Raw genomic sequence first — 25,105 nt, forward strand, 5'->3', positions numbered from 1 at the left:
GCCCGCCGCGACAGGTCGGCGGATTGCACGAGACTTTGAATATCGGAAGCGAAGCTGGTCATGGGCTGCCCTCTTCGTGATCGCAGGACGAGCTGCCGGGCGGTGGGCGCGGCGGCCTCACGGCGGACGATATAGAAGCGGGCGGAGCCTTGTCGATCACCGCGGCGCCGTGGTCGACGGGAAAAGCAATCCAAGGGATTCAGCAGGTCTTCACCGTCCGAATCGAAACCTTACGAAGAGTTTAGGAGGATTAACGGGAATTAACATGCTCTCGAGGGGCGATTCATGGCGTTCTCTTGTTGGCGCGGTGCTGACCTGCACCGCTTCGATACGGCCTCCGGGAGCGTCAAAACCATGCGTAAACTCATCCTTGCCGGCATCATGACGCTGGCCCTGCCTGTCGCCGCTTTCGCCCAGACCGCGGGCACGGACACGTCGGCCGCGCCGACGACCAAGCATTCGGCCACCCACCACCGGGCGGCCCATCATACGGCCAAGCACACCAAGCATGCTCGGACGACGCACCACAAGACCAGTTCGACGGCGCCGGCGGCGTCGTCCACGCCCGTGAACTGATCGCTTCTCTCCCCCTTCCAGCGATCGTTCATGTAGACCCCGGCGTCGGGCCTCGGCGCCGGGGTTTTTTTTATCTGGAATCCGCCTCAGCGGCCGGCCATGACGCTCTGGGCCAGCAACTGGTTGCGGACCTCGACATGCGGATAGCCGGTCACGGTGGCCGTGCGACGGCCGAAGGCGACGGGCTCGCCCGTCGGCACCACGACGGTCCAGGCCTCGGTCGGGGTCTGCAGGCGGAACGAGGTCACGCCGCCCCAGCTCGTGACGCCGTCGATACGGCCGGTCACGGTGATCGGCGTGTCCGTGGCGTATTCGCGCGGATCGGCCGGCGACGGCCCGCTCGGCATCGCCGTGACCGGCGGATTGTAGGGCTGCACGCCGCCATGCACCAGATAGGGCTGCGGCATCCGCGTGTAGGGATCGATCGGATAGGACGTCACCGGCTCCGTGACGATCGGCGCCGGGGCGATGACCGTCTGCGTCGGGGTGACGACCATCGGTGCGGGGGCGGGCGCAATGACCGTGGTCGGCGGGCCCGCCGGGACAAGGACGGTCTGAGCCAGGGCCGGCGATGCGATCAGCAGCGCGGCCGCGGTGGCGGCGGATGCCGCCCAGATTGTCTTGGCCATTCTCTGTTCTCCCATCTTCTCGGCGCCAGGGTGTGACGGCGCCTCGGCGCGACGCGGCCCGATGATGGGCCTGCGCGCCTCGCCGGCTCATGAAGCGAGCCTCAATTCCGATTAACGGGAGAAACCGGCTTAAGGTTCACCGAGCCAGTCGCGCAGCACCGCGTCGCCATCGGCGCCGCAGGCCGGCGGGGCATGGCGATAGGTGACCGGCGTCTCCGACAGCTTGATCGGGCTGCCGATCAGGGCGACCGGTTCCGGCGCCAGCGGATGCTGCATCTCGATCCGCATCTCGCGGGCCGCGACCTGCGGGTCGGCGAAGACCTGGTCGATGGTGTTGATCGGGCCGCACGGCACCTGCCGCCGCTCCAGCGTCTCCAGCCAATGGCCGCGCGACTTCTCGGCGATCAGACCGGCCACGATCGGCACCAGCACGTCGCGGTTGCGCACCCGCGACTGGTTGGTGGCGAAGCGCGGATCGGCGGCCAGGTCCGGCCGGCCGGCGGCGTCGCAGAACTTGGCGAACTGGGAATCGTTGCCGACCGCCAGGATCAGGTATTCGTCCGAGGCCCGGAACGCCTGGTAGGGCACGATGGTGGGATGGCCGTTGCCATAGCGCGGCGTCGGCACGCCCGAGGTCAGGTAGTACTGGCCGGCATTGGACAGCCACGCCACCTGGGTGTCGAGCAGCGCCAGGTCGACCAGCTGGCCCCGCCCGGTGCGACGGCGGTGGTCGAGGGCGGCGAGGATGCCGATGGTGGCGTAGGTGCCGGTCATCAGGTCGGCCACGGCGACGCCGACCTTCATCGGCTCGCCGTCGACCGGGCCGGTCAGGCTCATGATCCCGCCCATGGCCTGGATCAAATAGTCGTAGCCGGCGCGCGGGGCGTAGGGCCCGGTCTGGCCGAAGCCGGTGATCGAGCAGTAGATCAGCCCAGGGAATTCGTCCTTGAGGTCGTCATAGCCGAGGCCGTGGCGGGCGAGGTCGCCCAGCTTGTAGTTCTCGACCAGCACGTCGGCCTCGGCCACCAGCCGGCGCAGCAGGGCGCGGCCCTCGGGCTGGGTGAAGTCGATGGCGATCGAGCGCTTGTTGCGGTTGGCGCTGAGGTAATAGGCGCTCTCGGTCGTGTCGGCGCCGTCGGCATCCCTGAGGAAGGGCGGGCCCCATTTGCGGGTGTCGTCGCCGACGCCCGGCCGCTCGACCTTGACCACGTCGGCGCCGAGGTCGCCCAGGATCTGGGTCGCGCTCGGGCCTGCCAGCACGCGGGTCAGGTCGAGCACCTTGAGGCCGGCCAAGGCGCCGGCGGGGCTGTCCGTCATTCCTGGGAACTCCCTTGATTCAGACACCTTGGTTAGCCCAGGCGGGCAGGGGCCGCAATGCGCGGGCCTGCGGGAGCGGATCGGCGGGCCATGACCTGGGGTTAAGACCATCCTCCTTTTTGGCAGGGACGGGGCGGTGGTCTAGGCCATAGCCTTGGCGCCCGAAAGAACGGCCCAGCCACAAACGGGGGGACAATCCAATGCAAGGCTTCTCCAGGATTCTGATGCGCGGGCTGCTCGCCGGCGCCCTGCTCGCGGGGGTGTCGCAGGCGGCGACAGCGGAGATGGTGCTGAACGCCGGCAACAGCCAGGAGCCGGAGTCGCTGGACATCCACCGCTCCTCGGGCGTCTCGGAAGCGAACATCCAGAACGACCTGTTCGAGGGCCTGCTGACCCAGGACGCCAAGGCGCAGCCGATCCCGGGCGCGGCCGAGAGCTGGACCGTCTCCGACGACGGCAAGACCTATGTCTTCAAGCTGCGCGCCGACGGCAAATGGTCGGACGGCACGCCGGTGACGGCGGGCGACTTCGTGTTCGCCTGGCAGCGGCTCTTGGACCCGAAGACCGCCAGCCCCTATGCCTATTTCATCGATCAGGTGGTCAACGCCAAGGAGATCCGCCTCGGCACCAAGCCGGCGGACACGCTGGGCGCCCGGGCGGTCGACGACCACACGCTCGAGGTCAAGCTGCTGGGGCCGACGCCTTACTTCCTGGCGACGCTGACCCACCACGCTACCTTCCCGCTCAGCAAGGCCAACGTCGACAAGTTCGGCAACGACTACGTCAAGCCCGGCGACATGGCGTCGAACGGCGCCTACATGCTGGCCGAGGCGGTGCCGCAGTCGCATGTCAAGCTGGTCAAGAACCCCGAGTTCCACGACGCGGCCAACGTCAAGATCGACACCGTCCGCTACTTCGTCACCGAGGATGTCGACTCCGAGCTGCAGCGCTTCAAGGCCGGCGAGCTGGACTACACCTACACCCTGCCGAACCAGCAGATCCCCGACCTGAAGCAGACCATGGCCGACCAGGTGCGGATCGTGCCCTACATCGGCACCTACTACTATACGGTCAACACCACCCATGAGCCCTGGAAGAGCCATCCGGAACTGCGCCGCGCCCTGTCGCTGGCGATCGACCGCGACGTGATGGTGGCCAAGATCACCCAGGGCGGGGAACTGCCGGCCTACACCTTCGTGCCGCCGGGGATGAGCAACTTCGCCCCCTGGGAGTCGAAGGACGCCAAGGAGACCCAAAGCCAGCGCGACGCCGAGGCCAAGGAACTGTTCGCCAAGGCCGGCTACGGCCCCGACCATCCGCTGACGGTCGAGATCTCCTACAACACCTCGGAGAACCACAAGAAGATCGCCGTCGCCATCGGCGCGATGTGGAAGCAGAAGCTCGGCGTCGACACCACCCTGACCAATCTGGAATGGGGCACGATGCAGAGCGCGCTGCGCAAGAAGGAGTACAAGGATTTCGGCCGGACCTCCTGGATCGGCGATTTCGACGACCCCAGCAACTTCCTCGACCTGTTCCGCAGCACTGCCGGCGAGCAGAACTACCCGGCCTACGCCAACCCGGACTACGACAAGCTGATGGATGCGGCGGTGGTCGAGGCCGACCCGGCCAAGCGCGGCCAGCTTCTGGCCCAGGCGGAGCAGCTGTTCTTCACCGACCAGCCGATCATCCCGATCTACTACTACACCAGCAAGCGGATGCTCTCGCCGGCGGTGAAGGGCTGGCAGGACAACGTGCTCGACAATCACCTCAGCCGCTGGCTGTCGGTGGAGCGGTAGGCCATCGGCCTGTCGGTTGGGTTCGCCGGAGCGAACCCAACCGACCTGTCTCATCATGCGATTGCGGATCGGTCGGCGCCGCCCCGCTAGTCTAGTACCGCCACGGCCTCCACTTCGAACAGCATGCCGTCGACCGCCAGCTTGGGCACCGGGATCAAGGTCTGTGCCGGTAGCGCCTCGCCGAAGACCTGCCTGACGGTCTTGGTCAGCACCCCGAGCTTGGACATGTCGTGGTCGACCACGAAGACCGTGAGCTTGGCGACCTGATCCGGCCTGGCGCCGACCGCATCGAGGGCGGCGCGCAGATTGGCGTAGGCCTGCCCGACCTGGACGGCGAAGTCGGGTGACAACGCTCCTCTGCTGTCCTGGCCGCCCTGTCCGGAGATGTAGGCCACCCGGCCTTCGCCGGGGGTGATCACCGCCGCGCTGTAGCCGTTCGGCGACGGGTCGTAGAGGGTCTGCGGATTGACGATGGTCAGCTTGGGACTGCTCTCATTCGCCATCGCCACAGCGGACATTCCCACGGTCATGATAATCAACCCTCCGGTCAGCAGCTGCTTGATTGTGCGTGACATGATTGTTCTCTCGGCTCTGCGGACCGCGGGCAACGAACCCTCGCGGCCGACATGATTGAACCTTGGCCCTTCCATTCCGTACGATGTACGAGTCATCCTACGGTACAGCGTACGAGATGCCCGTTCAAGATCGACATTCCTGGCATTGCCGGTCAGGATCGACGGTCTGGACACTAGGGAAGATGGATGGCAGTCAAACGCAGCGGCGCCCCGGGCAAGCGGTCTCAACGGACAAGCGGGCGGATCCCGCCCGCGAAGGAACCGCACGGTGAATCGCCTCTCTCCCGCGACCGCATCGTGGCGACCGCGGTGGAGCTGCTGGACGCCCAGGGGCTCGACGGGTTGACGATGCGCCGGCTGGCCGATCGGCTCGGCTCGGGCGTGATGAGCCTGTATTGGCACGTCGACAGCAAAGAGGATGTCTTCGATCTGGCGCTGGACTCGGTGCTCGAGTATCGCGGGCCGCCGCAGGGAGTGGAGTCTCAAGACTGGCGTGGAGACGTGGTTCATGTGCTCGAAGACTGGCGCGCCGGCATGCTGCGCCATCCTTGGTCGGCATCGCTGTTGCCGCGCCGGGCGCTCGGCCCGAACATCCTCAGCCGCCTGGAACTGCTGGGCACGACCTTGTCCAGGGCCGGCGTGGCGGATTCGGATCTGAACGCCGCGATCTGGTCGCTGTGGAACTATGTGATGGGCGCCACCATCACCCGGGCGAGCTTCGACGTCTCGGACGACGACCGGGCCGCCGGGCAGCAACGCCTGACACGCCTCAGCGAACGCTACCCGACAATCGAACGCTCCCGCCTGCTGCTGGATGACGACTGGGACGGCGCCTTCCGCAAAGGCCTCGGCTTCCTGCTCGATGGCCTCGCTCCGGCCCGAAGGCCCGCTCCAGACGCTACCGCGCGGGCTTGATCTGCGGCAGGTCGTGGGTCAGCTCGCGAAAGCCGACGCCGTGGTACAGGGTCCGGGCGGCCGGGTGCGCCGGCGCGCCGAGGCAGGCGACCAGCATGCGGTTCGCGCCGGCGGCCCTGGCCAGATGCATGCCGTGCAGCTGCAACGCGGTGCCCAAGCCCCGCCGCCGGAAGTCCGGGTGCGTGCCGACCGGCTCGAATTCGGCGGTTTGCGTCGCCTCGTCCAGCCAGATGATCGCGGTCGCGGCCAGCGTGCCGTCCGGCGCCGCGATCAGCACATGCAGGTCGGCCCGATACGGCCAGGTCCGCTGGACCCGCGCGAATGCCGCCTCGGTCAGGCTGGCCGACTGCCACGCGTCGCGATGTGCCTTGACCGCGTCCGCCGCCGGGACGTCCACGGCCGTCCGGAACCGGAACCCCTCGGGCAGCACCGGATCCGGCACGTCGGTCAGCGCCCGCGCATTGAACTGCACCCAGGACCCGTCATCCCCACCGGCTTCGGCATCGAACGCGTAGCCACGCGCGGCGACGGCGGCCTGCGCCGGCCCATCCGCGGACTGCACTGTCAGCAGCCGGTCGGCACCGCCCGCCACCTCGTCGTACCAGTCCAGGATTCCGGTCAGCAGCTTCGGCTGGTCCGGATGCGCCTGCCAGATCAGGTTGGCCGCCTCGGCCTCACGGAACGTCCCGTCGCCGCGCGGGACCCGGTACGGCAGATGCACCCAACCCCAGGCGGCCAGCCGGCCGTCGACGAACCACAACCGGTGCCGCCAGAACCGGCCGAGCGCGTCGAAATCCTTGGCCCAGACCCAGGCCAGCTCACCAACGGTCGCGTCGGCGTTCAGCAGCTCCGGCCGCGATGCGGTCACCCGCTGGGCCAGGCCCTGCATCAGGCGGAGTTCGGTCGGGCCAAGATCGTCCATGCGGGCACCTTGGCCGGGCCGAACCGTCCTGTCGAGAGGATGCGGCCAGGACTGCGCAGGCCGGCAAGCCGGGGGCAAGTCGCGGCATGACAAAGGGGTGCAGCGTCGCGCTGAATTTCTTCCGTCGTCTGTGTTTGGTCCATCAGACGCCATGATTTTGTCCCAGTGCCGCGATTAGGCTGCCGGCCTCGGATGCGGCCGTCGCATCCTCCTGCCACCCGCCGGAGCGGCCGCGCCTTGGACACTGGAGCCACCATGAATCCCCTGCTCACGAGACTCAGGTCGAACGTCGTGCTCGTCGTCCTGCTGGTGCTCGTGTTCATCTTCGCGATGTCGTCCTACTTCACCGTCAACCAGAACGAGGTCGGCGCGGTGCTGCGCTTCGGCCGGCTGGTCAGCGACGAACCGGTGCAGCCGGGCCTGCATTTCAAGCTTCCGGTGGTGGACAGCGTCCACACCATCCGCACCTCGATCGAGAAGATCCCGATCCCGGAAATCCATGTGAAGACGATCGACAACCAGTTCGTGTCGATCGACATGAGCCTGACCTACCATTTCTCCGACCCGCTCAAGGCGCTGTTCCAGGTCGGCGACATGGGCGGTGGCACGGTCAGCGAGAAGGTCATCCCCTTCGTGCAGAGCCGCACGCTCGACGTGTTCGGCCAGGTCAACGCGCTGGAGATCGCCGACAAGAAGAAGGGCCTGGAGAACTCGATCCTGACGGCGATCCAGGCGCAGGCCGCCGACATGTTCGGCGTCAAGGTCGAGGATATCCAGATCACCCAGATCAAGTACGACGAGAATTTCGAGAAGAACATCCAGATCACGGTCCAGACCCGCAACCAGCAGCTGGCCGCCGTCAACATCCTGAAGGTCAGGCAGACGGAGGCCGAGCAGGCCGTCGCCGTCGCCAAGGGCGAGGCCGACGCCGCGGCTGCGACCGCGGACGGCCAGAAGCGCGTGGCGATCGCCCAGGCCGAGGCCCAGGCGCAGTCGGTGCGCCTGGCTGCCGACGCCGCGGCCTATGACGTCACCAAGCGCGCCGAGGCCGAGGCGACCGCCAAGAAGGAAGTGGGCGCGTCCGAGGCCGCGGTGATTTCGACCAAGGTGCAGTCGGCCGGCTCTGCCGAGGCCTATGCCGGGATCCTGCGGGCGGAGGCGGCGAAGAACTGGAACGGGACGGTCCCGAATGTCCAGCTCGGCTCCGGCACGGGCCAGGGGGGCGCGGCGCCCGTCCTGGTGCTGCCGCCGGACGCGCTCAAGCCGGCATCGGACCGGACGCGGTCGGAGTAGGCGGGCCGGGGTTGGGTTCGCCGCGGCGAACCCAACCWGCCGCCGACACAGGCGCGCTTGCCCCGTCAGCCCTTCCAGAACGGCTTGACCGCCTCTCGGGCAGCGGTGCCGCGGTCGAGGCCGAGGTCGCGCAGCTCATGGTCGCTCAGCGCATCGAGCTGGCGTCGGGTTCGCGCACGCTGCAGCCACAGTCCAAAGGTCTGCCGCAGGCCGCGCAGGGCGGTGGGGCGGGGCAGGGCAGCGTGGGAAACGCGGCGCTCGACAACGCGCGTCGACATCGGAGTTCTCCTGTTGGCCCCGCAGCCGTTGGGCCTCATGCCCGGATGAATCCGATCTGCGGGGGTTGCAATCCGAGATTGATCCGATCATGATATCGGTGCAATTGGAGTATTGCACTCGGAGCAATATCGTATGCTGGATGATTTCCGCCGCATTGCCGACGACGTGGCCAGCGAAATTGTCTCGGGGCAATTGCGGCCGGGCGACCGGTTGCCGCCGCAGCGCGACTTCGCGTACCGCCGCGGCATCGCCGCCTCCACCGCCTCCCGGGTCTATGCCGAGCTGACGCGGCGCGGGCTGGTGTCGGGGGAGGTCGGGCGCGGCACCTTCGTCCGGGCCGCGGTGGCGGTGCCGGCATCGGTGCTGGCCGAACCCTGGCAGGCGCCGGTCAACCTCGAATCCAGCTTCCCGATCCTGCCCGGCCAGCCCGCCCTGCTGGCGCAGGGACTGCAAAGCCTGCTGCGCCCGGATGTGCTGGGCGCGGCGCTGCGGCCGGTGCCGGCCGCCGGCACCCAGGCGGCGCGGGCCGTGGCTGCGGCCTTCCTGGCCCAGGCCGGCTGGGTGCCCGAGCCGGCGCGGGTGCTGTTCACCGGCAACGGCCGCCAGGCGATCGCAGCGGCGCTGTCGGCACTGGCGCCGGTCGGCGGCCGGGTCGGGGTCGAGGCCCTGACCTATCCGGTGATCCGGGGCATCGCCGCCCGGCTCGGCATCGCCCTGGTGCCGATCGCGATGGACGGGGACGGGCTGCGGCCGGATGCGCTGGAAGCGGCGCACCACCCGGCGCCGCTGCGCGCGGTCTACCTGCAACCGACCCTGCACAACCCGCTCGGCATCTCGATGCCGCCGGCCCGGCGGGCGGATCTGGCGGCGATGCTGCAGCGGCTGGACCTGGTCGCGATCGAGGACCGGGTGTTCAGCTTCCTGGCCGACGACGCGCCGCTGGCGGCCCTGGCGCCGGATCACGTGATCGTGGCCGACAGCCTGTCCAAGCGGCTGGCCCCGGGGCTGACCGTGGGCTTCGCCGTGGCGCCGCGCGGCCTGGTCGAGCGCATGGTGGCGGCCATCCGCTCCGGCCCGTGGAGCCCGGGCGGCCTGGCGCTGGAGGCGGCGACGCGCTGGATGGCCGACGGCACCGTGGCGGCGCTGGTGCTGGACAAGCGGCAGGACGCCCTGGACCGCCAGGCCATCGCCCGCGAGGCCTTGGCCGGGCTGGACCTTCAGGGCGACGCGCGCTGCTATCACCTGTGGCTCGACCTGCCGGAAGGCTGGCGGGCGGAGGCCTTCGCCGCGGCGGCGGCCCGCTTCGGCATCGCGCTCACGCCCGGCCCGGCCTATGCCATCGGGCCCGGCCATGCGCCGGCCGGGGTGCGACTGGCGCTGGCCTCGCCGCCGCCCGACGTGCTGCGCGAGGCGCTGTCGGCCCTGGCCCGGCTGGCGCGGACCGAGCCGGACCAGACTGCGGTGGATTAGCCTATGCCCGGCGCCGGCAAAGTCGCGCATGCTGGCGGTGACACAGGAGATCCACCGATGCTCAGGACCCTCATTATCACCGTCGGGCTGCTGGCCGCCCTGCCCGCCGCCGCCCAGGATTGCCCGGACGAGACCCAGTCTGGAATGAACAAGTGTGCCGCCGACGCCTACAAGCAGGCGGACGCGGCGCTGAACGCGACCTACAAGCAGATCATCGAACGCCTGAAGGACGACGCGGACACGACCAAGTCCCTGGTCGCAGCCCAGCGCGCCTGGATCGCCTATCGCGACGCCGAATGCGACTTCATCACCTCGGGCGCGGCGGGGGGCACCGTCCGTCCGATGCTCCAGACGATGTGCCTGGAACAGGTGACCTCCAGGCGCGTCGACGAGCTGAAGCCGCTGCTGGAGTGCGAGGAGGGTGATCTGAGCTGCCCGGTGCCGGCCCCCTGATGGAAGTCCCGTCCGCAGTCGCCGAAAGATGCGGCGACTCGCCGCGGCAAATGGGCGTAGAATGACGGAAGAATCGGAACGACGGCCGGCAAGTCCAGTCGGAATTAATATTATTACAATTGTAGCAAAATCCATTTTCGACAGACGCGCCGAAGTTTGCGGTTAATTCATCAGGAAAAGTGACGGCACGGGAATAAAGCCGGCGGGCCGGCGTCTCATCAGTCGCGGCGCTGACGCCGTCCCTTGCCCCGGAGGTTCCATGCGCCCCCCCCGCTTCCTTCTCCGTCCCCGGACGGTCGTCCCCCGCCCTGGGGCGGTGGTCGGTGCCGCACTGCTGCTCGGCGCCGCCACCGCCTGGGGCGCCGGACCTCCGGACGAGGCCCCGTTCCTGGCCGAGAACGACGCCGCCATGACGAAGATGATGGACGGCATGACAGTCAAGCCGACCGGGGATGTCGACGCCGACTTCACGGCGATGATGATACCGCACCACCAGGGTGCCATCGACATGGCCCAGGCCGAGCTGCGCTATGGCCGCAACGAGCAGCTGCGCCGCATCGCCCAGGAGATCATCGTCGAGCAGCAGCAGGAGATCGCGGCGATGCGGCTGGCGCTGGGCCAGCCCTTGCCGCCCTCGGTCGCCGCGCCCGACCAGGGGACGCCTGCCGCCCCGGCCGCCGACTCAGCCATGCCCATGACCATGCCGATGGAGCACTGACGTGAAACGCCCCCTCCTGCTGTCCACGCTGCTGGCCGCTACGGCCTTCGCCTCCGCCGCCTGGGCCGGGCAGGCGCCCTTCGCCGCCGCGGCGCCGGACATCCCGGTCAGCCACAAGGACCGGGTCTATGCCGCCGAGCAGTTCTCCAACACCGTCTCGGTGACCGATCCGGTCGACAACAGGCTGCTCGGCGTGATCCGCCTGGGCGAGCCGCAGCCGACCAATTTCAGTCCGCTCTACCACGGCCAGCTGCTGGTGCACGGCATGGGCTTCTCGCCCGACCACCGCACCCTCGCGGTGGTGTCGATCGGGTCGAACTCCGTCACCTTCATCGACACCGCGACCAACGCGGTGAAGCACACCACCTATGTCGGCCGCTCGCCGCACGAGGCATTCTTCACGCCCGACGGCAAGGAGGTCTGGGTCACGGTGCGGGGCGAGAACTACATCGCGGTGCTCGACGGCACGACCTATGAGGAGAAGACGCGGATCATCGTCCCTGCCGGTCCGGGGATGCAGATCTTCTCGCCCGACGGCAAGTACGGCTACGTCTGCTCGTCGTTCAATCCGGAGACGGTGGTGATCACGGTGGCGGACCACCAGATCGTCGGCCATGTCCCGCAGGCCAGCCCGTTCTGCCCCAACATCGCGGCGACGCCGGACGGCACCCAGGTGTGGTTCACCCTGAAGGACACCGGCAAGACCCAGGTGTTCGACGCCAGGCCGCCGTTCAAGCTGCTGACCACGATCGACACCGGCCCGATCACCAACCACGTCAACATCGTCCACAACCGGAACGGCATCTTCGCCTACGTCACGGTCGGCGGGCTGAACCAGATCCAGGTGTTCCGCACCGACGACTTCTCCAAGGTCGCGACCATCCCGGTCGGCAACCTGCCGCACGGCATCTGGCCCTCGGGCGACGGCACCCGGGTCTATGTCGGCATCGAGAACGGCGACCAGATCACCGCGGTCGACACCCTGACCAACAAGGTCATCGGCTCGGTCGCGATCGGCCAGGCGCCGCAGGCGGTCAACTACGTGCCCGACGCGGTGCCGGAGGGCGACGGCACCCAGAACCTGCAGCCGCTCGGCATCGCCGGGCAGACTGCGCATCTGACCCTGCAGGCGCTGAAGGACGGCAAGGCCGCGTCCCCGGCCTCGGGCGTCGCGCCGACCAGCGTCTCGCTGTTCGACCAGGGGCTGACCCAGGTGCTGCAGGCCTCGGCCACCGGGCTGGAGCCGAAGCAGCCCTATGTCCTGGCGCTTTCCGGCCAGGCCGATGGCGGCGGCACGCTGCAGCCGCTGGCCGCCTTCATGACCAACCCGGCCGGCGCCGCCGTCGTCAATGCGTTGGGGCCGATCCGGCAGTTCGTGCAGGGCGACGCCAGGACCGCGCCGCGCTTTCTCGTGATCGCGCCGGGAACCGCCGCGGGCCCGACCGGCGCCGCGGTGCAGATCCAGGCGCAGTGAGCGGCCGGGGGGAGGCGGCCAGTCCATGAAGGACATGATGATCCTGGTCGAACCGCTGATCCCGGCCCTGCGGCGCTATGCCCGTTCGCTGCTGCGGGCCGACGCCGCGGCGGCGGACGACCTGGTGCAGGACTGCCTGGAGCGGGCGATCACCCGGTGGCACCAGCGCCGCGCCGACGGCGATGCGCGGACCTGGCTGTTCACCATCCTGCACAACCTCGCGGTCAGCCGGCTGCGGCAGGCCGCCCGCCGCGGCTGGCACGTGCCGATCGACGATGCCGACGAGGCCGCCACCGCGCGGCCTCCGACGCAGGAGGCCGGGTTGCGGCACGGCGAGCTGCTGCGGGCGCTGGACACCCTGCCGGAGGAGCAGCGCAGCGTGCTGCTGCTGGTCTCGGTCGAGGACCTGACCTACGCCGAGGCGGCGAAGGTGCTGGACGTGCCGATCGGCACGGTGATGTCGCGCCTGTCGCGGGCCCGCGAAAGGCTGCAACGGACCATGGATGCGGACGCACCAGCCTCAGGCCGGGCGCCGATCCTGCGGAGGGTGAAATGAACCCCAATCCACCGATCACCGAGGACGACCTGCACGGCTATGTCGACCAGGCGCTGGCGCCCGAGCGGCGGGCCGAGGTCGAGGCCTATCTCGCGAGCCATCCGGAGGTGGCGCGGCGGATCGCGGGCTATGCCGGCCAGCGCGAGGCGCTGCGCGATGCCTTCGGCCCGATCGCGGAGGAGCCGGTGCCGCCTCAGCTGTCCCTCGCCCGGATGATCGAGGCGCGGCGGTCGCCCGCCCGGCGTCTGCCTTGGCGCCCGGCAGTGGCCGCTGTGTTGCTGCTGGCGATCGGCGGCGGCGGCGGCTGGCTGTCGCGCGGCCTGACCCAGCCGGCATCGGCCGGGATCGCCGCGCTGGCCCAGGAGGGCGCCGACACCTACGCGGTTTATGCCTCGGACCGGACCCGTGCGGTCGAACTCGGCGCCGCCGACCGCGAGCAGCTGGTCCGCTGGGTGTCGAACCGGCTGCAGCGGCCGATCGCGGTGCCCGACCTGGCCTCGGCCGGCTACCGCTTCATGGGCGGGCGCCTGGTCGCCACGCCGCACGGGCCGGCCGGCATGTTCATGTATGACGACGACCGCGGCACCCGGATCGCCATGCTGGTGCGGCCGATGGAGATCGAGGGCGACACGCCGATGTCGGAGCGCTCCCACGGCCCGGTCTCCGGCGTCACCTGGGCCGAGCAGGGGCTCGGCTACACCCTAGTCGGGGCCAAGCCGGCGGATGTGCTGCACCCCCTGGCGGACGAGATGCGCCGGCAGATCAGCGCCGGCCAGGACAGCGTGAAACTGTAGGGCCCGCCTTGTTTCCCACCCTGCCACCGCCTCGAGGAGGTTTCCGATGAACCGTATCCGCCTGCATGGCCTGGCCGCGCTGCTCAGCCTCGGCCTTGCCGGCCCGGCCTTCGCCCATGCCCACCTGACCGCGTCCGCCCCGGCCGCGAATGCGACCGTGACCGCGACGCCGGCCGCGCTACAGCTGACCTTCTCCGAAGGGCTGGAGCTGCGCTTCACCGGCATCAAGGTCACCGGCCCGGGCGGCGCCGCGGTCACGACCGGCGACGCCACCTTGGGGCGGGACGGCGCCACCCTGGTCGTGCCGGTGACCGGGCCGCTGGCACCGGGCGCCTACACCGTCGACTGGCACGCGCTGTCGACCGACGGCCACACCACCAAGGGCAGCTACGCCTTCACGGTCGCGCCGTGACATCGCTCGACGGTGTCCTGGCCGCCTGCCGGCTGGGGCACTATGCGGCCCTGACCTTCATCTTCGGCGCCGCCGCCTTCCTGCGCCTGCTGGCCGGGCCGGCCCTGGCGGCACCGATCGGCCGGGCCCTGCGCCGGCCGATGCAACTCGCCATCCTGCTGGCGGCGGCCACCACCTGGCTGTGGCTGCCGCTCCAGGCGGCGGAGATCGGCGGCGGCTGGGACTGCGCCGGCGATCCCGGCACGCTGTCGGCCGTGCTGTTCGACACCGGCTTCGGCCAAGTCTGGATCGGCCGTGCCATCCTGGCGGTCGTGCTGCTGCTTCTGGTCGCGGGGTGGCAGCGCCGAATGGGCGCGCTGGCGCTGGTCGCCGGACTACTGCTCGCCAGCCTGTCCCTGGTCGGCCACGCCGCCATGCAAAGCGGGGCGTCCGGCATGGCGCACCGGCTCAACCAGGCTGTCCATGTGCTGTCCGGCGGCTTCTGGCTGGGCGCGCTGGTGCCCTTCGTGCTGTGCCTGCCGGCCCTGCGCGACCCCCGGCTGCGGCCCGACGCTGCGTGGGCGCTGCGGCGGTTCTCGACGGTCGGGCATGTCGCGGTGGCGGCGGTGCTGGCGACCGGGGCCGTCAATGTCGCCCTGGTGCTCGACCGCTGGCCGACCCAATGGTCGTCGCCCTACCAGGCCCTGCTGGTGGCCAAGATCGCGGCGGTGCTGGCTATGACCGGCCTGGCGATCACCAACCGCTATGTCCTGGTGCCGCGGATCAAGCGGTCGAACGGCGGCGCCGTCCGGGCGATCCGCGACGGCGCGGTCGCCGAGATCCTGCTCGGCGTCGCGGCGGTGGCCCTGGTCGCGGTCTTCGGGCTGCTTGATCCGGCCTAGCCGCCGAACTGCAGCGCGTCGAGCGCGCCCTGCAGGATCCAGGCGGCGGCGGCGGTGTCCACCGCCTTGGCCCGCTTCTTCCGGGTGACGTCGAATTCGATCATCTGGCGCTGCACCGCCATGGTCGACAGCCGCTCGTCCCAGAACGCGATCGGCAGGTCGCGCAGCCGCAGCAGGTCCTTGGCGAAGGCTCGCACCGACTGGCAGCGCGGCCCCTCGCTGCCGTCCATGTTGATCGGCAGGCCGATCACCAGCCCGGCGACGCTGCGGTCGTCGATGATCCGCAGCAGCTCCTGCGCATCCGGGGTGAACTTGGTGCGGCGGATGGTGCCGATCGGCGAGGCCAGCGACAGGCCGGGGTCGGACACCGCCATGCCGATCGTCTTCTCGCCGAGATCGAGCCCGATCAGCCGCCCGTTGGGGGGCAGCAGGGCCTTGAGGTCGCGAAGATTGCAGACCGCCATATCGGGTGATACCTTCCGCGCCGCTTTCCGTCGGCCGTCCCCCGCGGTCCCGGCGCCATGCCGGCCCGGGGCGGCCACTGATCCCCGGAGATGACTACGACATGTCGCTCGACAGAGCCACCGTCGCGAAAATCGCGCATCTGGCCCGTATCCGCCTCGACGAGACGGAACTCGATGCCATGACCGGCGAATTGTCCAAGATCCTGGACTTCGTCGAGCAACTGGCCGAGGTGAACACCGATGGCGTCGAGCCGATGACCAGCGTCGCCCAGCAGGGGCTGCGGCGCCGGCCGGACGAGGTCACCGACGGCGGCTATCCCGACCGTGTGCTGGCCAATGCGCCCTCGGCCAAGGCCGGGTTCTTCACCGTGCCGAAGGTGGTCGAGTGATGTCGAAGTCCACCCACCTGACCCTGGCCGGCGCGCGCGACGCGTTGAAGGCGCGCGAGATCTCCTCGGTCGAGCTGACCACGGCGCATGTCGCCGCGATGGAGGACCTGCGCGGCCTCAACGCCTTCATCACCGAGACGCCGGACAAGGCGATCGAGATGGCCAAGGCCTCCGACGCCAAGCTGGCGCGCGGGGAGGGCGGTCCGCTCGAGGGCCTGCCGATCGCTATTAAAGACCTGTTCTGCACCGAGGGCGTGCGCACCACGGCCGGCAGCAAGATCCTGGGCAACTTCGTCCCGACCTATGAATCGACCGTCACCAGCCAGCTGTGGCGCGACGGCGCGGTGATGTTGGGCAAGCTGAACATGGACGAGTTCGCCATGGGCTCGGCCAACATCACCTCGGCCTATGGCAATGTCGAGAACCCGTGGCGGCGGCAGGACGGCAGCAACGCCAAGCTGGTGCCCGGCGGGTCCTCCGGCGGCTCGGCCGCCTCGGTCGCGGCGCGGATGACGCTGGCGGCGACCGGCACCGACACCGGCGGGTCGATCCGCCAGCCCGCCGCCTTCACCGGCATCGTCGGCATCAAGCCGACCTATGGCCGCTGCTCGCGCTGGGGCGTGGTCGCCTTCGCCTCGTCGCTCGACCAGGCCGGGCCGATGGCGCGCACGGTGCAGGACGCGGCGATCATGCTGCGCTCGATGGCCGGCTTCGACCCGAAGGATTCGACCAGCGTCGACCTCGCGGTGCCGGATTTCGAGGCGGCGCTGACCGGCGACATCCGCGGCCTGAAGATCGGCATTCCCAAGGAATACCGGGTCGACGGCATGCCGGCCGAGATCGAGCGCATCTGGAAGCAGGGTGCCGACTGGCTGCGCGACGCCGGGGCCGAGATCGTCGACGTCTCGCTGCCGCACACCAAATACGCGCTGGCGACCTACTACATCGTCGCCCCGGCCGAGGCGTCCTCGAACCTGGCGCGCTATGACGGCGTGCGCTACGGCCTGCGGGTCGAGGGCGGGTCGTTGAACGAGATGTATGAGAACACCCGCGCCGCCGGCTTCGGCCGCGAGGTCAAGCGCAGGGTGATGATCGGGACCTATGTGCTGTCGGCCGGCTATTACGACGCCTACTACACCAAGGCGCAGAAGCTGCGCACGCTAATCGCCCGCGACTTCACCGAGGCCTATCAGCGCTGCGACGCGATCCTGACCCCAACCGCACCGTCCACCGCCTTCGCCATCGGCGAGAAGCAGGACGACCCGATCGCGATGTACCTCAACGACGTCTTCACCGTGCCGGCCTCGATGGCCGGGCTGCCCGGCCTGTCGGTGCCGGCGGGTCTCGGCGATGACGGGCTGCCGCTCGGCCTCCAGCTGCTCGGCCGGCCGTTCGACGAGGAGACGGTGCTGCGCATCGCCCATGTCATGGAAAAGGCGGTCGGCTTCACTGCGCTGCCCCAGACGATCTCGTGAGCTGGGGCTCCTGACATGGCGGCCTTCGCCATCCGCCGGCTCGACCGCGCCGATGCGGCGGCCTACCGCGAGATCCGGCTGGAGGGGCTTCAGCGCCATCCCGAAGCCTTCGGCTCGTCCTTCGAGGCCGAGGCGGCGCTGTCGCTGGACGAGTTCGCCGAGCGCACCGTTGCGGTGACGACCTTCGCGGCGGAGCGGGACGGCAGGCTGCTCGGCATCGTCGGGCTGGCGCGCGAGACCATGGCCAAGCGCCTGCATCGCGGCACCCTGGTGCGGATGTATGTCCGGGCCGAGGCGCGCGGCAGCGGCGTCGCCGACGCGCTGGTGACAACGGTGCTGGACCATGCCCGGGCCGAGGGCCTGGACGCGGTCCTGCTCGCCGTGATCCCCGAGGCCGAGCCGGCGCGCCGGCTCTACGCCCGGCACGGCTTCACCGTCTATGGGATCGAGCCGGGGGCGCTGCGCATCGGCGACCGGTCCTATGACGACGAGCTGCGCATCCGGATTCTCTGATCCGCGGCGCTGCGCCGTCTTCGGGCGGTCATGGAAGTCTGCTATGCCAAGCGGATGGCGCAGGGGAGGGGATGCGCCGACGCAGCAGAAGGACGCTGGTCATGGATACCATTCCCTTTACGCCCCGTCGCTTCCAGACGGCGGCCGCCCACTACCTGCAGGGCCGGCCCGCCTATGCCGCCAGCCTGTTCCCGCGCATCGCCCGCCTGTGTGGCCTCGGCCACGGCCATCGGGTGATGGATCTCGGCTGCGGGCCGGGCCAGATCGCGGTGGCGCTGGCGCCCTTCGCCGGCGAGGTGGTCGGCGTCGATCCCGAGCCGGAGATGCTGGCGATCGCCGCCGAGACCGCATCCCGCGCCGGCGTCCCGGTCCAGTTCCGCCAGGGCAGCTCCTACGACCTTGGCCCCGATTTCGGGCGGTTCCACCTCGTCGCCATGGGCCGGTCCTTCCACTGGATGGACCGGGTCGAGACGCTGCGCCGCTTCGACGGCATGGTCGATCCGGGCGGCGCCGTTGTGCTGCTGCACGACGATCACCCCAAGGTGCCGGACAACCGCTGGGTGAAGCCCTATCGCGACCTGATCGAGCGCTATGCCGAAGGCGACTCGGCCCGGGCGATGGTGCGGTCGCCGGGCTGGCTCAGCCACACCGCGGTGCTGCTCGATTCGCCGTTCAGCCGGCTGGAGGAAATCGCGGTGATCGAGCGCCGGCACATCCCGGCCGACACGCTGGTCCATCGCGCCCTGTCGATGTCGGGCACCGCGCCGGGCCGGATCGGCGACAACGCCGATGCCCTGATCGCCGAGATCGAGGTGCTGATGTCGGAGTTCGTGGCCGGCGGCATGGTGGCCGAGGTCGTCACCTCATCCGCCCTGATCGCTCGGCGTCCCGACAACGCCTGATCCCGGCCCGGCCGCTTGCATCCGCCGGCCGGCCGCCGCATAGACGCATGTCGATTTCAGCCGCGCGACCCGCGCAAAAGGAGAGAGTGTCTTGGCGTCCAAGCTCCACACCATCATCTGCAGCACCCGGCCGAACCGGATCGGGCCGGCGATCGCGACCTGGTTCCACGACATCGCCGCCGCGCATGGCAAATTCGACGCGTCGCTGGTCGACCTCCGGGATTTCGACCTGCCGGTGTTCGACGAGCCGGAGCATCCGCGGCTGCAGCGCTATGTGAACGAGCCGACCAGGCGCTGGGCCGCCAGCGTCAGCGCCGCCGACGCCTTCGTCTTCGTCACACCGGAATACAACTACGGCCCGCCGCCGGCACTGCTGAACGCGCTGAACTACCTGTATCTCGAATGGAACTACAAGCCGGCCGGCTTCGTCAGCTATGGCGGCGCGTCGTCCGGGCTGCGCGCGGTGCAGGCCGAGAAGCTGACCCTGACCACGCTGAAGATCATGCCGATCCCTGAGGCGGTGGCGATCCCCTTTGCCTGGAACGCCGTGGCCGACGGCAAGTTCACCGCCCCCGAAGGCCAGGACAAGGCCGCCACCACCATGCTCGACGAGCTGTCGCGCTGGACCGAAGCGCTGAAGCCGCTGCGGGCGAAGTAAGGGCTCCCACCTATCCCCTCAACCTGTCATTGCCCGGCTTGACCGGGCAATCCAGGGGCCACCAAGAGCCGCTCTGGCCGCCCCTGGATGCCACGGTCAAGCCGTGGCATGACAAGTGGGGTTGGAACGGGCGTGGCAACCCACAGCCTCACCCCGTGTGCACCCACAGGATCTCTGCCTCCTCGGGGCCCTCGGACAGGCAGGCATGGGGTGTGCGGGTGTCGAAATACAGGCTGTCGCCGGCCGCCAGACGCAGTGGCGGCTCGCCCAGAAACTGCATCAGCACCATGCCGGACAACACCAGCAGGAATTGCTGGCCGTCGTGATGATCCAGCGGGCCGTATTCGGCCAGGGTCCGCGCCTTGACCCGGGCCCGCACCGGGGTGATGCGCTTCTCCGCCAGGTCAGCGCCCAGCAGCTCGTGGCTGTAGCTGCGGGTCTCGTGGCGCGGCCCGGTGCCGGCCCGGGTCAGGCTGCGCGCCGCCGGATCCGGCCGGGCGTCGCCGAACAGCCCGGCCAGGTCGACGGCGAAGCCCTGCGACAGCTTCAGCAGCACCTCGACCGTCGGCGACATCCGGCCGTTCTCGATTTTCGACAGGGTGGATTTGGCCAGGCCGGTGCGGGTGGCGGCCGCCTCCAGCGTCCAGCCGCGCGTCCGGCGCAGCGCCTTCAGCCGCGGACCCAGCCCTTCGTTGACATCCATGCTCATGGCCGGGAGCTAAGCACGCGGCGGCTGTCGCCGCATCTGTTTCCGATCGGAAAAATCGTGATTGCGCGACGTGCGGCGGCGGCGTAGGAGTCGGGGACATTCCGGGCAGGGTGCGGGCAATGGCGGACAGCTTCGACGTGGTCATCATCGGTGGCGGCGCCATCGGCAGCGCCATCGCCTGCTTCCTGATGCTGGACCAGGGCTTCGGCGGCTCGGTCGCGGTGATCGAGCGTGACCCGACCTATCGCACCGCCTCCTCGGCGCTCTCCGCCTCCTCGATCCGGCAGCAATTCTCCACCCCGTTCAACGTCGCGGTGTCGCGCTTCGGGCTCGAGGTGCTGAAGCACCCCGAGCGCTGGTTCGAGGTCGAGGGCGAGGTGCCGGATTTCGGCTTCCATGAGAAGGGCTACCTGTTCCTCGCCACCCCGCCCGGCCTGCCGGTGCTGCAGGCGAACCACGACATGCAGGTGGGCGAGGGCGTCGCCGTCGACCTGATGGCGCCGGACCGGCTGGCCGAACGCTTCCCCTGGCTGAATGTCGACGGCCTCTCCGCCGGGTCGCTCGGCCTGGCCGGCGAGGGCTGGTTCGACGGCTACAGCCTGCTGCAGGCGTTCAAGCGCAAGGCGCGGTCGCTCGGCGCCACCTACATCACCGAGACGGTGACCGGCATCGACCGGGCCGGCAGCAAGGTCACCGGCGTGACCCTCTCGGACGGTCGCCGCATCGCCTGCGGCACGCTGGTCAACGCCGCCGGGCCGCAGGCCGGCAAGGTCGCGGCGCTGGCCGGCATCGACCTGCCGGTGGAGGGGCGCAAGCGCTGCGTCTTCGTGTTCGACTGCCGCCAGACCCTGGCCGGCTGCCCCTTGGTGATCGACCCCAGCGGCGTCTGGTTCCGGCCCGAGGGCAACCTGTTCATCTGCGGCGCCCCGCCCACGGGGGAGGATCCCGACACCGACGACCTCACGGTCGACCACAGCCTGTTCGACGCGATGATGTGGCCGGCCCTGGCCGAGCGCGTTCCGGCCTTCGAGAGCCTGAAGGTGGTGAATGCCTGGGCCGGCCATTACGAGATGAACACGGTCGACCACAACGCCATCATCGGGCCGCATCCCGACCTGCCGAACCTGATCTTCGCCAACGGCTTCAGCGGCCACGGTCTGCAGCAATCGCCCGCCGCCGGGCGGGGCGTGGCCGAATTGATCGCCCATGGCGGCTTCCGCACGCTCGACCTGTCGCCCTTCGCCTTCACCCGCATCCTGGAGAACCGGCCGATCGTCGAACTCAACGTGGTCTGACGCCGGGCGCGACAATCCTTGACACCGGCGCCCCTTCCGCGCTCCCTACCGTCGCTTTTCTGTCAGGTTGAGTGCGAGCGGTTCGATGTACACGATCGAGGGTGAGACGGGCGTCTGGGAGACGGTGATCGGGCTCGAAGTCCATGCCCAGGTCACGTCCAAGGCCAAGCTGTTCTCCGGCGCGGCCGCCGATTTCGGCGCGGCCCCGAACAGCCAGGTCAGCCTGGTCGACGCCGCCATGCCCGGAATGCTGCCGGTGATCAATGATTATTGCGTCGAACAGGCGGTGAAGACCGGCCTGGGCCTGAAGGCGCAGATCAACCGGCGCTCGGTGTTCGACCGCAAGAACTACTTCTACGCCGATCTGCCGCAGGGCTATCAGATCAGCCAGTACAAGGACCCGATCGTCGGCACCGGCGAGATCGTGCTCGACCTGCCGGACGGGTCGGCGCGGACCGTCGGCATCACCCGGCTGCATCTGGAGCAGGATGCGGGCAAGAGCCTGCACGACCAGTCGCCGCGCGAGACCTTCGTCGACCTCAACCGGTCCGGCGTCGCCCTGATGGAGATCGTGTCCGAGCCGGATCTGCGCAGTCCGGACGACGCCTCGGCCTATCTGCGCAAGCTGCGCTCGATCATGCGCTATCTCGGCACCTGCGACGGCAACATGGAGGAAGGCTCCATGCGCTGCGACGTCAACGTGTCGGTGCGCAAGGTCGGCGACACCGCCTTCGGCACGCGCTGCGAGGTCAAGAACGTCAACTCGATCCGCCATGTGATGTCGGCGATCGAGTTCGAGGGCCAGCGCCAGGTCGAGATCCTGGAGGGCGGCGGGTCGATCAACCAGGAAACCCGGCTGTGGGATCCGAACAAGGGCGAGACGCGGTCGCTGCGCACCAAGGAAGATGCGCATGACTACCGCTACTTCCCCGACCCGGACCTGCTGCCGCTGGTGCTGGAAGAGGGCTATGTCGAGCGGATCGAGGCGACCCTGCCCGAGCTGCCGGACGACAAGAAGGCCCGCTTCATCAGCGAGTACGGCCTGTCCGCCTATGATGCCAGCGTGCTGGTGGCCGAGCAGGCCAAGGCGTTCTTCTACGAGCGGGTGGCCAAGGGTCGCGACCCGAAGCTGGCGGCGAACTGGGTGATCAACGAGCTGTTCGGCGGCCTGGCCAAGGCCGGCAAGGAGATCGAGGACAGCCCGGTCTCGGCCGAGCAGCTGGGTGGTCTGGTCGACCTGATCGCCGACAACACCATCTCCGGCCGCATCGCCAAGGATGTCTTCGCCGAGATGATGGAGACCGGGCACGACGCCGGCGCCATCGTCGAAGCCAAGGGGCTGAGGCAGGTCACCGACACCGGCGCGATCGAGAAGGTGATCGACGAGGTGATGGCGGCGCAGGCCGACAAGGTGGCCGAGTACCGCTCGGGCAAGGACAAGCTGTTCGGCTTCTTCGTCGGCCAGGTGATGAAGGCCTCGGGCGGCAAGGCCAACCCGGCGATGCTGAACGAGCTGCTGAAGACCAAGCTGAACGGCTGATCCGCTCTGCCGGCATCGCCGCACGCGATGCCGGCAGAGCGGGCCGAGCGGCTAGGCCGGTGCGGCTGACTTGCTCAGCACCCCGGCGAGCTTGGCCGAGACGTAGCCGAACAGCGCCCCGATCACCATCGACACGACCAGCAGGATCACGGGGTTGCCGATGCTCGCCGTGGTCAGGCGCTGCAGCGGCCCGACGCCGCCGGCGTCGGCGCCCTGGTGCAGCGCATAGGCCACGGTTGCGGCATAGCCGTAGACATTGGCCGGGACCACCGAAAGCAGGTCGACCGAGGCGACGATCACCAGGAAGAAGACGGTGACGCCGACGACGATGGCCGGCCACACCGTCCCCAACGCCGGGACCGGGACCTTGACGATGATCAGCAATGCGACCCAGGCGACGATGGCGCCGTAGACATTGCCGGCGATCGTCCTGCTCAGCGCCTTTTCGTCGGCGCCCGAGTGGAAGAAGCATCCCCAGGCGATGAACCCGGCCCAGACCAAGACGAAGCCGCTCAGCGGCCCCAGGGCCAGGAATGCCCATACCGCGCCGAGCACTGCTATACTTAAGGATAAGGCAGGCAATTTCGACATGGCGTTTCCCCCGAGATCAATATTGTTCTTTGGAGCGCCGCATATCATTGAATTCAAAGCATCAGGATTCATACTGTAACAAAGTACGAATTCGTCGCTCGGCTGTTGCTGGTCCTCCCGACTGATGCACCCGGCGTCCGCCCTTCGGTTTCACGGGATTCAACCTTTCGGCTATGCTCGGCGCTGATCAACGAGGCGGGGGCCGTGGAATGGATGAGACGCTTCCGGCCCTGCGCCTCGGTGCTGCCCTGGCCGTCGGCCTGATCATCGGGCTGGAGCGCGGCTGGACCGACCGGGGCCGGCCCGAGGGCCGCCGCGCCGCCGGCCTGCGCACCTTCACCATCGCCGGCTTCGGCGGCGGCGTCGCCGCATTGCTGGCCCCTGATCTCGGGCCCGGCCCGCTGCTGCTGTTCCTGCTGGGCATCGGGGTTTACATGCTGGCCGCCTATTGGCGCGACCGCGACGGCGGCCTCGGCCTGACCACCGAGGTCGCGATGCTGGTCACTGTCCTGCTCGGCGCCGCCGCCGGGGCAGGGCATGTCCTGGTGGGCGCGGGCGGATCCGTCGTCGTCGCCCTGCTGCTGCGCGAGAAGGACCGGCTGCATGGCTGGCTCGACCGCTTCACCCCGGCCGAGACTGCGGCGGCGCTGCAATTCCTGCTGATCGCGGTGGTGGTGCCGCCGCTGCTGCCGGACCGGACGCTCGACCCGTGGCAGGCGATCAACCCGGCCAAGATCTGGTGGCTGGTGGTGCTGGTCGCCGGCCTGTCCTTCGCCGGCTATGCCGCGGTGCGCATCGCCGGCGCCCGGGTCGGGACCCTGCTGACCGGGCTTCTGGGCGGCCTCGTCTCCTCCACCGCGCTGACGCTGGTCTTCGCCCGGCAGGCGCAGGCCGCGCCACAGGCGGCGCCGGCGCTGGCCGCCGGCGTCATGACCGCCTGGGCGGTGATGGTCCTCCGCATCGGCGTGCTGGTCCTGGTCCTCCACCCGCCGCTGTTCCTGGCCCTGGCGGCGCCCCTGGCGGGGGCCGCGATCGTGGCGGCCGGAAGCGGCCTGTGGCTGTGGCGGGCCGCCGCCCATCGGACCAGCGAGGCGCCGCCGCTCGGCAACCCGCTGGAGCTGTGGTCGGCGCTGAAGATCGTGGCGCTGATCGTGGCGGTGCTGGTGCTGTCGAAAGCGCTCGAGGCCACGCTCGGCGTCGCCGGCCTTTACCTTCTCGGCGCCGTCTCCGGCCTGGCCGATGTCGATGCGATCACCCTGTCGGCGGCGCGGCTGGCCCAAGGCGGGCTCGATGTCGCCGTCTGCGCGAACGTGGTGCTGATCGCGGCCGGGGTGAACACCCTGGTCAAGGCCGGCTTCGCCGTCGTTCTGGGCGGCCGGGCGATGGCGCTGCGCATCGTGCCGGTGACGGTCGCGATGCTGGCTGCCGGCGTGGCCGGCCTCACCCTTTCGGCCTTCTGATCCGCGAGCCGCTGCCCGGGACGGCCTTCGCCGAGGCCAAAGAGAA

At 69.4% G+C, this 25,105-nt stretch carries 28 protein-coding genes; 20 read left to right on the forward strand and 8 right to left on the reverse strand.

The annotated features are described in order from the left end of the window. Positions 1-354 precede the first annotated feature (354 nt). Positions 355-576 carry a hypothetical protein gene (locus tag AB4112_RS08785; RefSeq protein ID WP_309791633.1) on the forward strand — a complete coding sequence of 74 codons (222 nt, stop codon included), beginning with the start codon at positions 355-357 and terminating at the stop codon, positions 574-576. Between the two features lie 86 nt (positions 577-662). On the opposite strand, the gene AB4112_RS08790 is transcribed toward AB4112_RS08785, so the two are convergent. Both AB4112_RS08790 and AB4112_RS08795 read right to left on the reverse strand, forming a co-directional pair. Further along, positions 663-1,205, reverse strand: coding sequence for a hypothetical protein (locus tag AB4112_RS08790; protein WP_441718660.1), 543 nt, complete (start codon positions 1,203-1,205; stop codon positions 663-665). 129 nt (positions 1,206-1,334) lie between these two features. Further along, positions 1,335-2,522 (reverse strand): CaiB/BaiF CoA transferase family protein, encoded by a 1,188-nt coding sequence (locus AB4112_RS08795; protein WP_441718663.1) that lies wholly within the window; start codon positions 2,520-2,522, stop codon positions 1,335-1,337. Between the two features lie 224 nt (positions 2,523-2,746). On the opposite strand from AB4112_RS08795, the gene AB4112_RS08800 reads away from it, so the two are divergent. Continuing rightward, positions 2,747-4,321 (forward strand): peptide ABC transporter substrate-binding protein, encoded by a 1,575-nt coding sequence (locus AB4112_RS08800; protein ID WP_441718666.1) that lies wholly within the window; start codon positions 2,747-2,749, stop codon positions 4,319-4,321. Between the two features lie 86 nt (positions 4,322-4,407). Here AB4112_RS08800 and AB4112_RS08805 read toward each other — a convergent pair whose 3' ends face one another. Beyond that, positions 4,408-4,896, reverse strand: a complete 489-nt coding sequence (locus AB4112_RS08805; RefSeq protein WP_309791637.1) for a RidA family protein — start codon at positions 4,894-4,896, stop codon at positions 4,408-4,410. A gap of 186 nt (positions 4,897-5,082) precedes the next feature. On the opposite strand from AB4112_RS08805, the gene AB4112_RS08810 reads away from it, so the two are divergent. After that, positions 5,083-5,811 carry a TetR/AcrR family transcriptional regulator gene (locus AB4112_RS08810; RefSeq protein WP_309791638.1) on the forward strand — a complete coding sequence of 243 codons (729 nt, stop codon included), beginning with the start codon at positions 5,083-5,085 and terminating at the stop codon, positions 5,809-5,811. Here the strand turns inward: AB4112_RS08810 and AB4112_RS08815 are convergent. Continuing rightward, positions 5,795-6,733 (reverse strand): GNAT family N-acetyltransferase, encoded by a 939-nt coding sequence (locus AB4112_RS08815; protein WP_309791640.1) that lies wholly within the window; start codon positions 6,731-6,733, stop codon positions 5,795-5,797. The genes AB4112_RS08810 and AB4112_RS08815 overlap by 17 nt on opposite strands. A 255-nt stretch (positions 6,734-6,988) precedes the next feature. Between AB4112_RS08815 and AB4112_RS08820 the strand changes: the two genes are divergently transcribed. Beyond that, the gene (locus AB4112_RS08820) at positions 6,989-8,026 is read left to right on the forward strand and encodes an SPFH domain-containing protein (protein ID WP_309791642.1); all 1,038 of its coding nucleotides are present in this window, start codon (positions 6,989-6,991) and stop codon (positions 8,024-8,026) included. Between the two features lie 65 nt (positions 8,027-8,091). Here the strand turns inward: AB4112_RS08820 and AB4112_RS08825 are convergent, their stop codons facing one another. Continuing rightward, positions 8,092-8,304 (reverse strand): DUF1127 domain-containing protein, encoded by a 213-nt coding sequence (locus AB4112_RS08825; RefSeq protein ID WP_309791643.1) that lies wholly within the window; start codon positions 8,302-8,304, stop codon positions 8,092-8,094. Positions 8,305-8,437: 133 nt separating this feature from the next. Here AB4112_RS08825 and AB4112_RS08830 point away from each other — a divergent pair, with 133 nt between their 5' ends. The 8 genes from AB4112_RS08830 to copD all read left to right on the forward strand — a co-directional run bounded on the left by AB4112_RS08830 (position 8,438) and on the right by copD (position 15,063). Further along, entirely contained in the window at positions 8,438-9,775 is a 1,338-nt protein-coding gene (locus AB4112_RS08830) for an aminotransferase-like domain-containing protein (RefSeq protein ID WP_309791644.1), read from the forward strand. 57 nt (positions 9,776-9,832) lie between these two features. Continuing rightward, positions 9,833-10,228, forward strand: coding sequence for a lysozyme inhibitor LprI family protein (locus AB4112_RS08835; protein ID WP_441718673.1), 396 nt, complete (start codon positions 9,833-9,835; stop codon positions 10,226-10,228). Positions 10,229-10,487: 259 nt separating this feature from the next. Further along, a complete protein-coding gene (locus AB4112_RS08840) occupies positions 10,488-10,946 on the forward strand; it encodes a DUF305 domain-containing protein (RefSeq protein WP_309791647.1) in 459 nt (152 codons plus the stop codon). A gap of 1 nt (position 10,947) precedes the next feature. Further along, on the forward strand, positions 10,948-12,420 hold the full coding sequence (locus AB4112_RS08845; protein ID WP_309791648.1) for a YncE family protein: 1,473 nt from the start codon (positions 10,948-10,950) through the stop codon (positions 12,418-12,420). Positions 12,421-12,445: 25 nt separating this feature from the next. Further along, on the forward strand, positions 12,446-12,976 hold the full coding sequence (locus tag AB4112_RS08850) for a sigma-70 family RNA polymerase sigma factor (protein WP_309791649.1): 531 nt from the start codon (positions 12,446-12,448) through the stop codon (positions 12,974-12,976). Then, a complete protein-coding gene (locus AB4112_RS08855; protein ID WP_309791651.1) occupies positions 12,973-13,770 on the forward strand; it encodes an anti-sigma factor family protein in 798 nt (265 codons plus the stop codon). Before AB4112_RS08850 ends, AB4112_RS08855 begins: the two co-directional genes overlap by 4 nt. Before the next feature lie 46 nt (positions 13,771-13,816). Continuing rightward, positions 13,817-14,182, forward strand: a complete 366-nt coding sequence (gene copC / locus AB4112_RS08860; protein ID WP_309791652.1) for a copper homeostasis periplasmic binding protein CopC — start codon at positions 13,817-13,819, stop codon at positions 14,180-14,182. Then, positions 14,179-15,063 (forward strand): copper homeostasis membrane protein CopD, encoded by an 885-nt coding sequence (copD, locus tag AB4112_RS08865; protein ID WP_309791654.1) that lies wholly within the window; start codon positions 14,179-14,181, stop codon positions 15,061-15,063. The genes copC and copD overlap by 4 nt, the downstream gene beginning before the upstream one ends. Here copD and ruvX read toward each other — a convergent pair. After that, on the reverse strand, positions 15,060-15,527 hold the full coding sequence (gene ruvX, locus AB4112_RS08870; protein WP_309791656.1) for a Holliday junction resolvase RuvX: 468 nt from the start codon (positions 15,525-15,527) through the stop codon (positions 15,060-15,062). The genes copD and ruvX overlap by 4 nt on opposite strands. Before the next feature lie 101 nt (positions 15,528-15,628). On the opposite strand from ruvX, the gene gatC reads away from it, so the two are divergent. The 5 genes from gatC to AB4112_RS08895 all read left to right on the forward strand — a co-directional run bounded on the left by gatC (position 15,629) and on the right by AB4112_RS08895 (position 19,464). Further along, on the forward strand, positions 15,629-15,916 hold the full coding sequence (gene gatC, locus AB4112_RS08875) for an Asp-tRNA(Asn)/Glu-tRNA(Gln) amidotransferase subunit GatC (RefSeq protein WP_309791658.1): 288 nt from the start codon (positions 15,629-15,631) through the stop codon (positions 15,914-15,916). Continuing rightward, complete coding sequence (gatA, locus tag AB4112_RS08880) at positions 15,916-17,391, forward strand: Asp-tRNA(Asn)/Glu-tRNA(Gln) amidotransferase subunit GatA (RefSeq protein WP_309791659.1); 1,476 nt, start codon at positions 15,916-15,918, stop codon at positions 17,389-17,391. Before gatC ends, gatA begins: the two co-directional genes overlap by 1 nt. A gap of 15 nt (positions 17,392-17,406) precedes the next feature. Then, complete coding sequence (locus AB4112_RS08885; RefSeq protein WP_309791660.1) at positions 17,407-17,904, forward strand: GNAT family N-acetyltransferase; 498 nt, start codon at positions 17,407-17,409, stop codon at positions 17,902-17,904. A gap of 101 nt (positions 17,905-18,005) precedes the next feature. Continuing rightward, positions 18,006-18,806 carry a class I SAM-dependent methyltransferase gene (locus AB4112_RS08890; RefSeq protein WP_309791662.1) on the forward strand — a complete coding sequence of 267 codons (801 nt, stop codon included), beginning with the start codon at positions 18,006-18,008 and terminating at the stop codon, positions 18,804-18,806. A gap of 91 nt (positions 18,807-18,897) precedes the next feature. Further along, positions 18,898-19,464: an NADPH-dependent FMN reductase gene (locus tag AB4112_RS08895; protein ID WP_309791663.1), complete on the forward strand. Its 567-nt coding sequence runs from the start codon at positions 18,898-18,900 to the stop codon at positions 19,462-19,464. Positions 19,465-19,612: 148 nt separating this feature from the next. Here the strand turns inward: AB4112_RS08895 and AB4112_RS08900 are convergent, their stop codons facing one another. Continuing rightward, the gene (locus tag AB4112_RS08900) at positions 19,613-20,167 is read right to left on the reverse strand and encodes a helix-turn-helix domain-containing protein (RefSeq protein ID WP_309791664.1); all 555 of its coding nucleotides are present in this window, start codon (positions 20,165-20,167) and stop codon (positions 19,613-19,615) included. A gap of 125 nt (positions 20,168-20,292) precedes the next feature. On the opposite strand from AB4112_RS08900, the gene AB4112_RS08905 reads away from it, so the two are divergent. Together AB4112_RS08905 and gatB are read left to right on the forward strand one after the other, a co-directional pair. Next, positions 20,293-21,468, forward strand: coding sequence for an NAD(P)/FAD-dependent oxidoreductase (locus tag AB4112_RS08905; RefSeq protein ID WP_441718682.1), 1,176 nt, complete (start codon positions 20,293-20,295; stop codon positions 21,466-21,468). 85 nt (positions 21,469-21,553) lie between these two features. Continuing rightward, positions 21,554-23,008 (forward strand): Asp-tRNA(Asn)/Glu-tRNA(Gln) amidotransferase subunit GatB, encoded by a 1,455-nt coding sequence (gatB, locus tag AB4112_RS08910; RefSeq protein ID WP_441718685.1) that lies wholly within the window; start codon positions 21,554-21,556, stop codon positions 23,006-23,008. Positions 23,009-23,059: 51 nt separating this feature from the next. Here the strand turns inward: gatB and AB4112_RS08915 are convergent, their stop codons facing one another. Further along, positions 23,060-23,599 carry a DUF1097 domain-containing protein gene (locus AB4112_RS08915; protein WP_441718688.1) on the reverse strand — a complete coding sequence of 180 codons (540 nt, stop codon included), beginning with the start codon at positions 23,597-23,599 and terminating at the stop codon, positions 23,060-23,062. Positions 23,600-23,808: 209 nt separating this feature from the next. Between AB4112_RS08915 and AB4112_RS08920 the strand changes: the two genes are divergently transcribed. Further along, positions 23,809-25,059, forward strand: a complete 1,251-nt coding sequence (locus tag AB4112_RS08920) for an MgtC/SapB family protein (RefSeq protein ID WP_441718691.1) — start codon at positions 23,809-23,811, stop codon at positions 25,057-25,059. Positions 25,060-25,105 lie beyond the last annotated feature (46 nt).

Origin of the sequence: Inquilinus sp. 2KB_23 (assembly GCF_052115705.1) — a bacterium.
In the GTDB taxonomy this organism is placed as follows: Bacteria; Pseudomonadota; Alphaproteobacteria; order DSM-16000; family Inquilinaceae; genus Inquilinus; species Inquilinus ginsengisoli_A.

What these genes read in the sequence shown, in the direction of transcription:
- AB4112_RS08785 (WP_309791633.1), top strand. Translation starts at nt 355, where the DNA reads ATGCGTAAACTCATCCTTGCCGGCATCATGACGCTGGCCCTGCCTGTC.
- AB4112_RS08790 (WP_441718660.1), bottom strand. Translation starts at nt 1,205, where the DNA reads ATGGCCAAGACAATCTGGGCGGCATCCGCCGCCACCGCGGCCGCGCTG.
- AB4112_RS08795 (WP_441718663.1), bottom strand. Translation starts at nt 2,522, where the DNA reads ATGACGGACAGCCCCGCCGGCGCCTTGGCCGGCCTCAAGGTGCTCGAC.
- AB4112_RS08800 (WP_441718666.1), top strand. Translation starts at nt 2,747, where the DNA reads ATGCGCGGGCTGCTCGCCGGCGCCCTGCTCGCGGGGGTGTCGCAGGCG.
- AB4112_RS08805 (WP_309791637.1), bottom strand. Translation starts at nt 4,896, where the DNA reads ATGTCACGCACAATCAAGCAGCTGCTGACCGGAGGGTTGATTATCATG.
- AB4112_RS08810 (WP_309791638.1), top strand. Translation starts at nt 5,083, where the DNA reads ATGGCAGTCAAACGCAGCGGCGCCCCGGGCAAGCGGTCTCAACGGACA.
- AB4112_RS08815 (WP_309791640.1), bottom strand. Translation starts at nt 6,733, where the DNA reads ATGGACGATCTTGGCCCGACCGAACTCCGCCTGATGCAGGGCCTGGCC.
- AB4112_RS08820 (WP_309791642.1), top strand. Translation starts at nt 6,989, where the DNA reads ATGAATCCCCTGCTCACGAGACTCAGGTCGAACGTCGTGCTCGTCGTC.
- AB4112_RS08825 (WP_309791643.1), bottom strand. Translation starts at nt 8,304, where the DNA reads ATGTCGACGCGCGTTGTCGAGCGCCGCGTTTCCCACGCTGCCCTGCCC.
- AB4112_RS08830 (WP_309791644.1), top strand. Translation starts at nt 8,438, where the DNA reads ATGCTGGATGATTTCCGCCGCATTGCCGACGACGTGGCCAGCGAAATT.
- AB4112_RS08835 (WP_441718673.1), top strand. Translation starts at nt 9,833, where the DNA reads ATGCTCAGGACCCTCATTATCACCGTCGGGCTGCTGGCCGCCCTGCCC.
- AB4112_RS08840 (WP_309791647.1), top strand. Translation starts at nt 10,488, where the DNA reads ATGCGCCCCCCCCGCTTCCTTCTCCGTCCCCGGACGGTCGTCCCCCGC.
- AB4112_RS08850 (WP_309791649.1), top strand. Translation starts at nt 12,446, where the DNA reads ATGAAGGACATGATGATCCTGGTCGAACCGCTGATCCCGGCCCTGCGG.
- AB4112_RS08855 (WP_309791651.1), top strand. Translation starts at nt 12,973, where the DNA reads ATGAACCCCAATCCACCGATCACCGAGGACGACCTGCACGGCTATGTC.
- copC (WP_309791652.1), top strand. Translation starts at nt 13,817, where the DNA reads ATGAACCGTATCCGCCTGCATGGCCTGGCCGCGCTGCTCAGCCTCGGC.
- ruvX (WP_309791656.1), bottom strand. Translation starts at nt 15,527, where the DNA reads ATGGCGGTCTGCAATCTTCGCGACCTCAAGGCCCTGCTGCCCCCCAAC.
- gatC (WP_309791658.1), top strand. Translation starts at nt 15,629, where the DNA reads ATGTCGCTCGACAGAGCCACCGTCGCGAAAATCGCGCATCTGGCCCGT.
- gatA (WP_309791659.1), top strand. Translation starts at nt 15,916, where the DNA reads ATGTCGAAGTCCACCCACCTGACCCTGGCCGGCGCGCGCGACGCGTTG.
- AB4112_RS08885 (WP_309791660.1), top strand. Translation starts at nt 17,407, where the DNA reads ATGGCGGCCTTCGCCATCCGCCGGCTCGACCGCGCCGATGCGGCGGCC.
- AB4112_RS08890 (WP_309791662.1), top strand. Translation starts at nt 18,006, where the DNA reads ATGGATACCATTCCCTTTACGCCCCGTCGCTTCCAGACGGCGGCCGCC.
- AB4112_RS08900 (WP_309791664.1), bottom strand. Translation starts at nt 20,167, where the DNA reads ATGGATGTCAACGAAGGGCTGGGTCCGCGGCTGAAGGCGCTGCGCCGG.
- AB4112_RS08905 (WP_441718682.1), top strand. Translation starts at nt 20,293, where the DNA reads ATGGCGGACAGCTTCGACGTGGTCATCATCGGTGGCGGCGCCATCGGC.
- gatB (WP_441718685.1), top strand. Translation starts at nt 21,554, where the DNA reads ATGTACACGATCGAGGGTGAGACGGGCGTCTGGGAGACGGTGATCGGG.
- AB4112_RS08915 (WP_441718688.1), bottom strand. Translation starts at nt 23,599, where the DNA reads ATGTCGAAATTGCCTGCCTTATCCTTAAGTATAGCAGTGCTCGGCGCG.
- AB4112_RS08920 (WP_441718691.1), top strand. Translation starts at nt 23,809, where the DNA reads ATGGATGAGACGCTTCCGGCCCTGCGCCTCGGTGCTGCCCTGGCCGTC.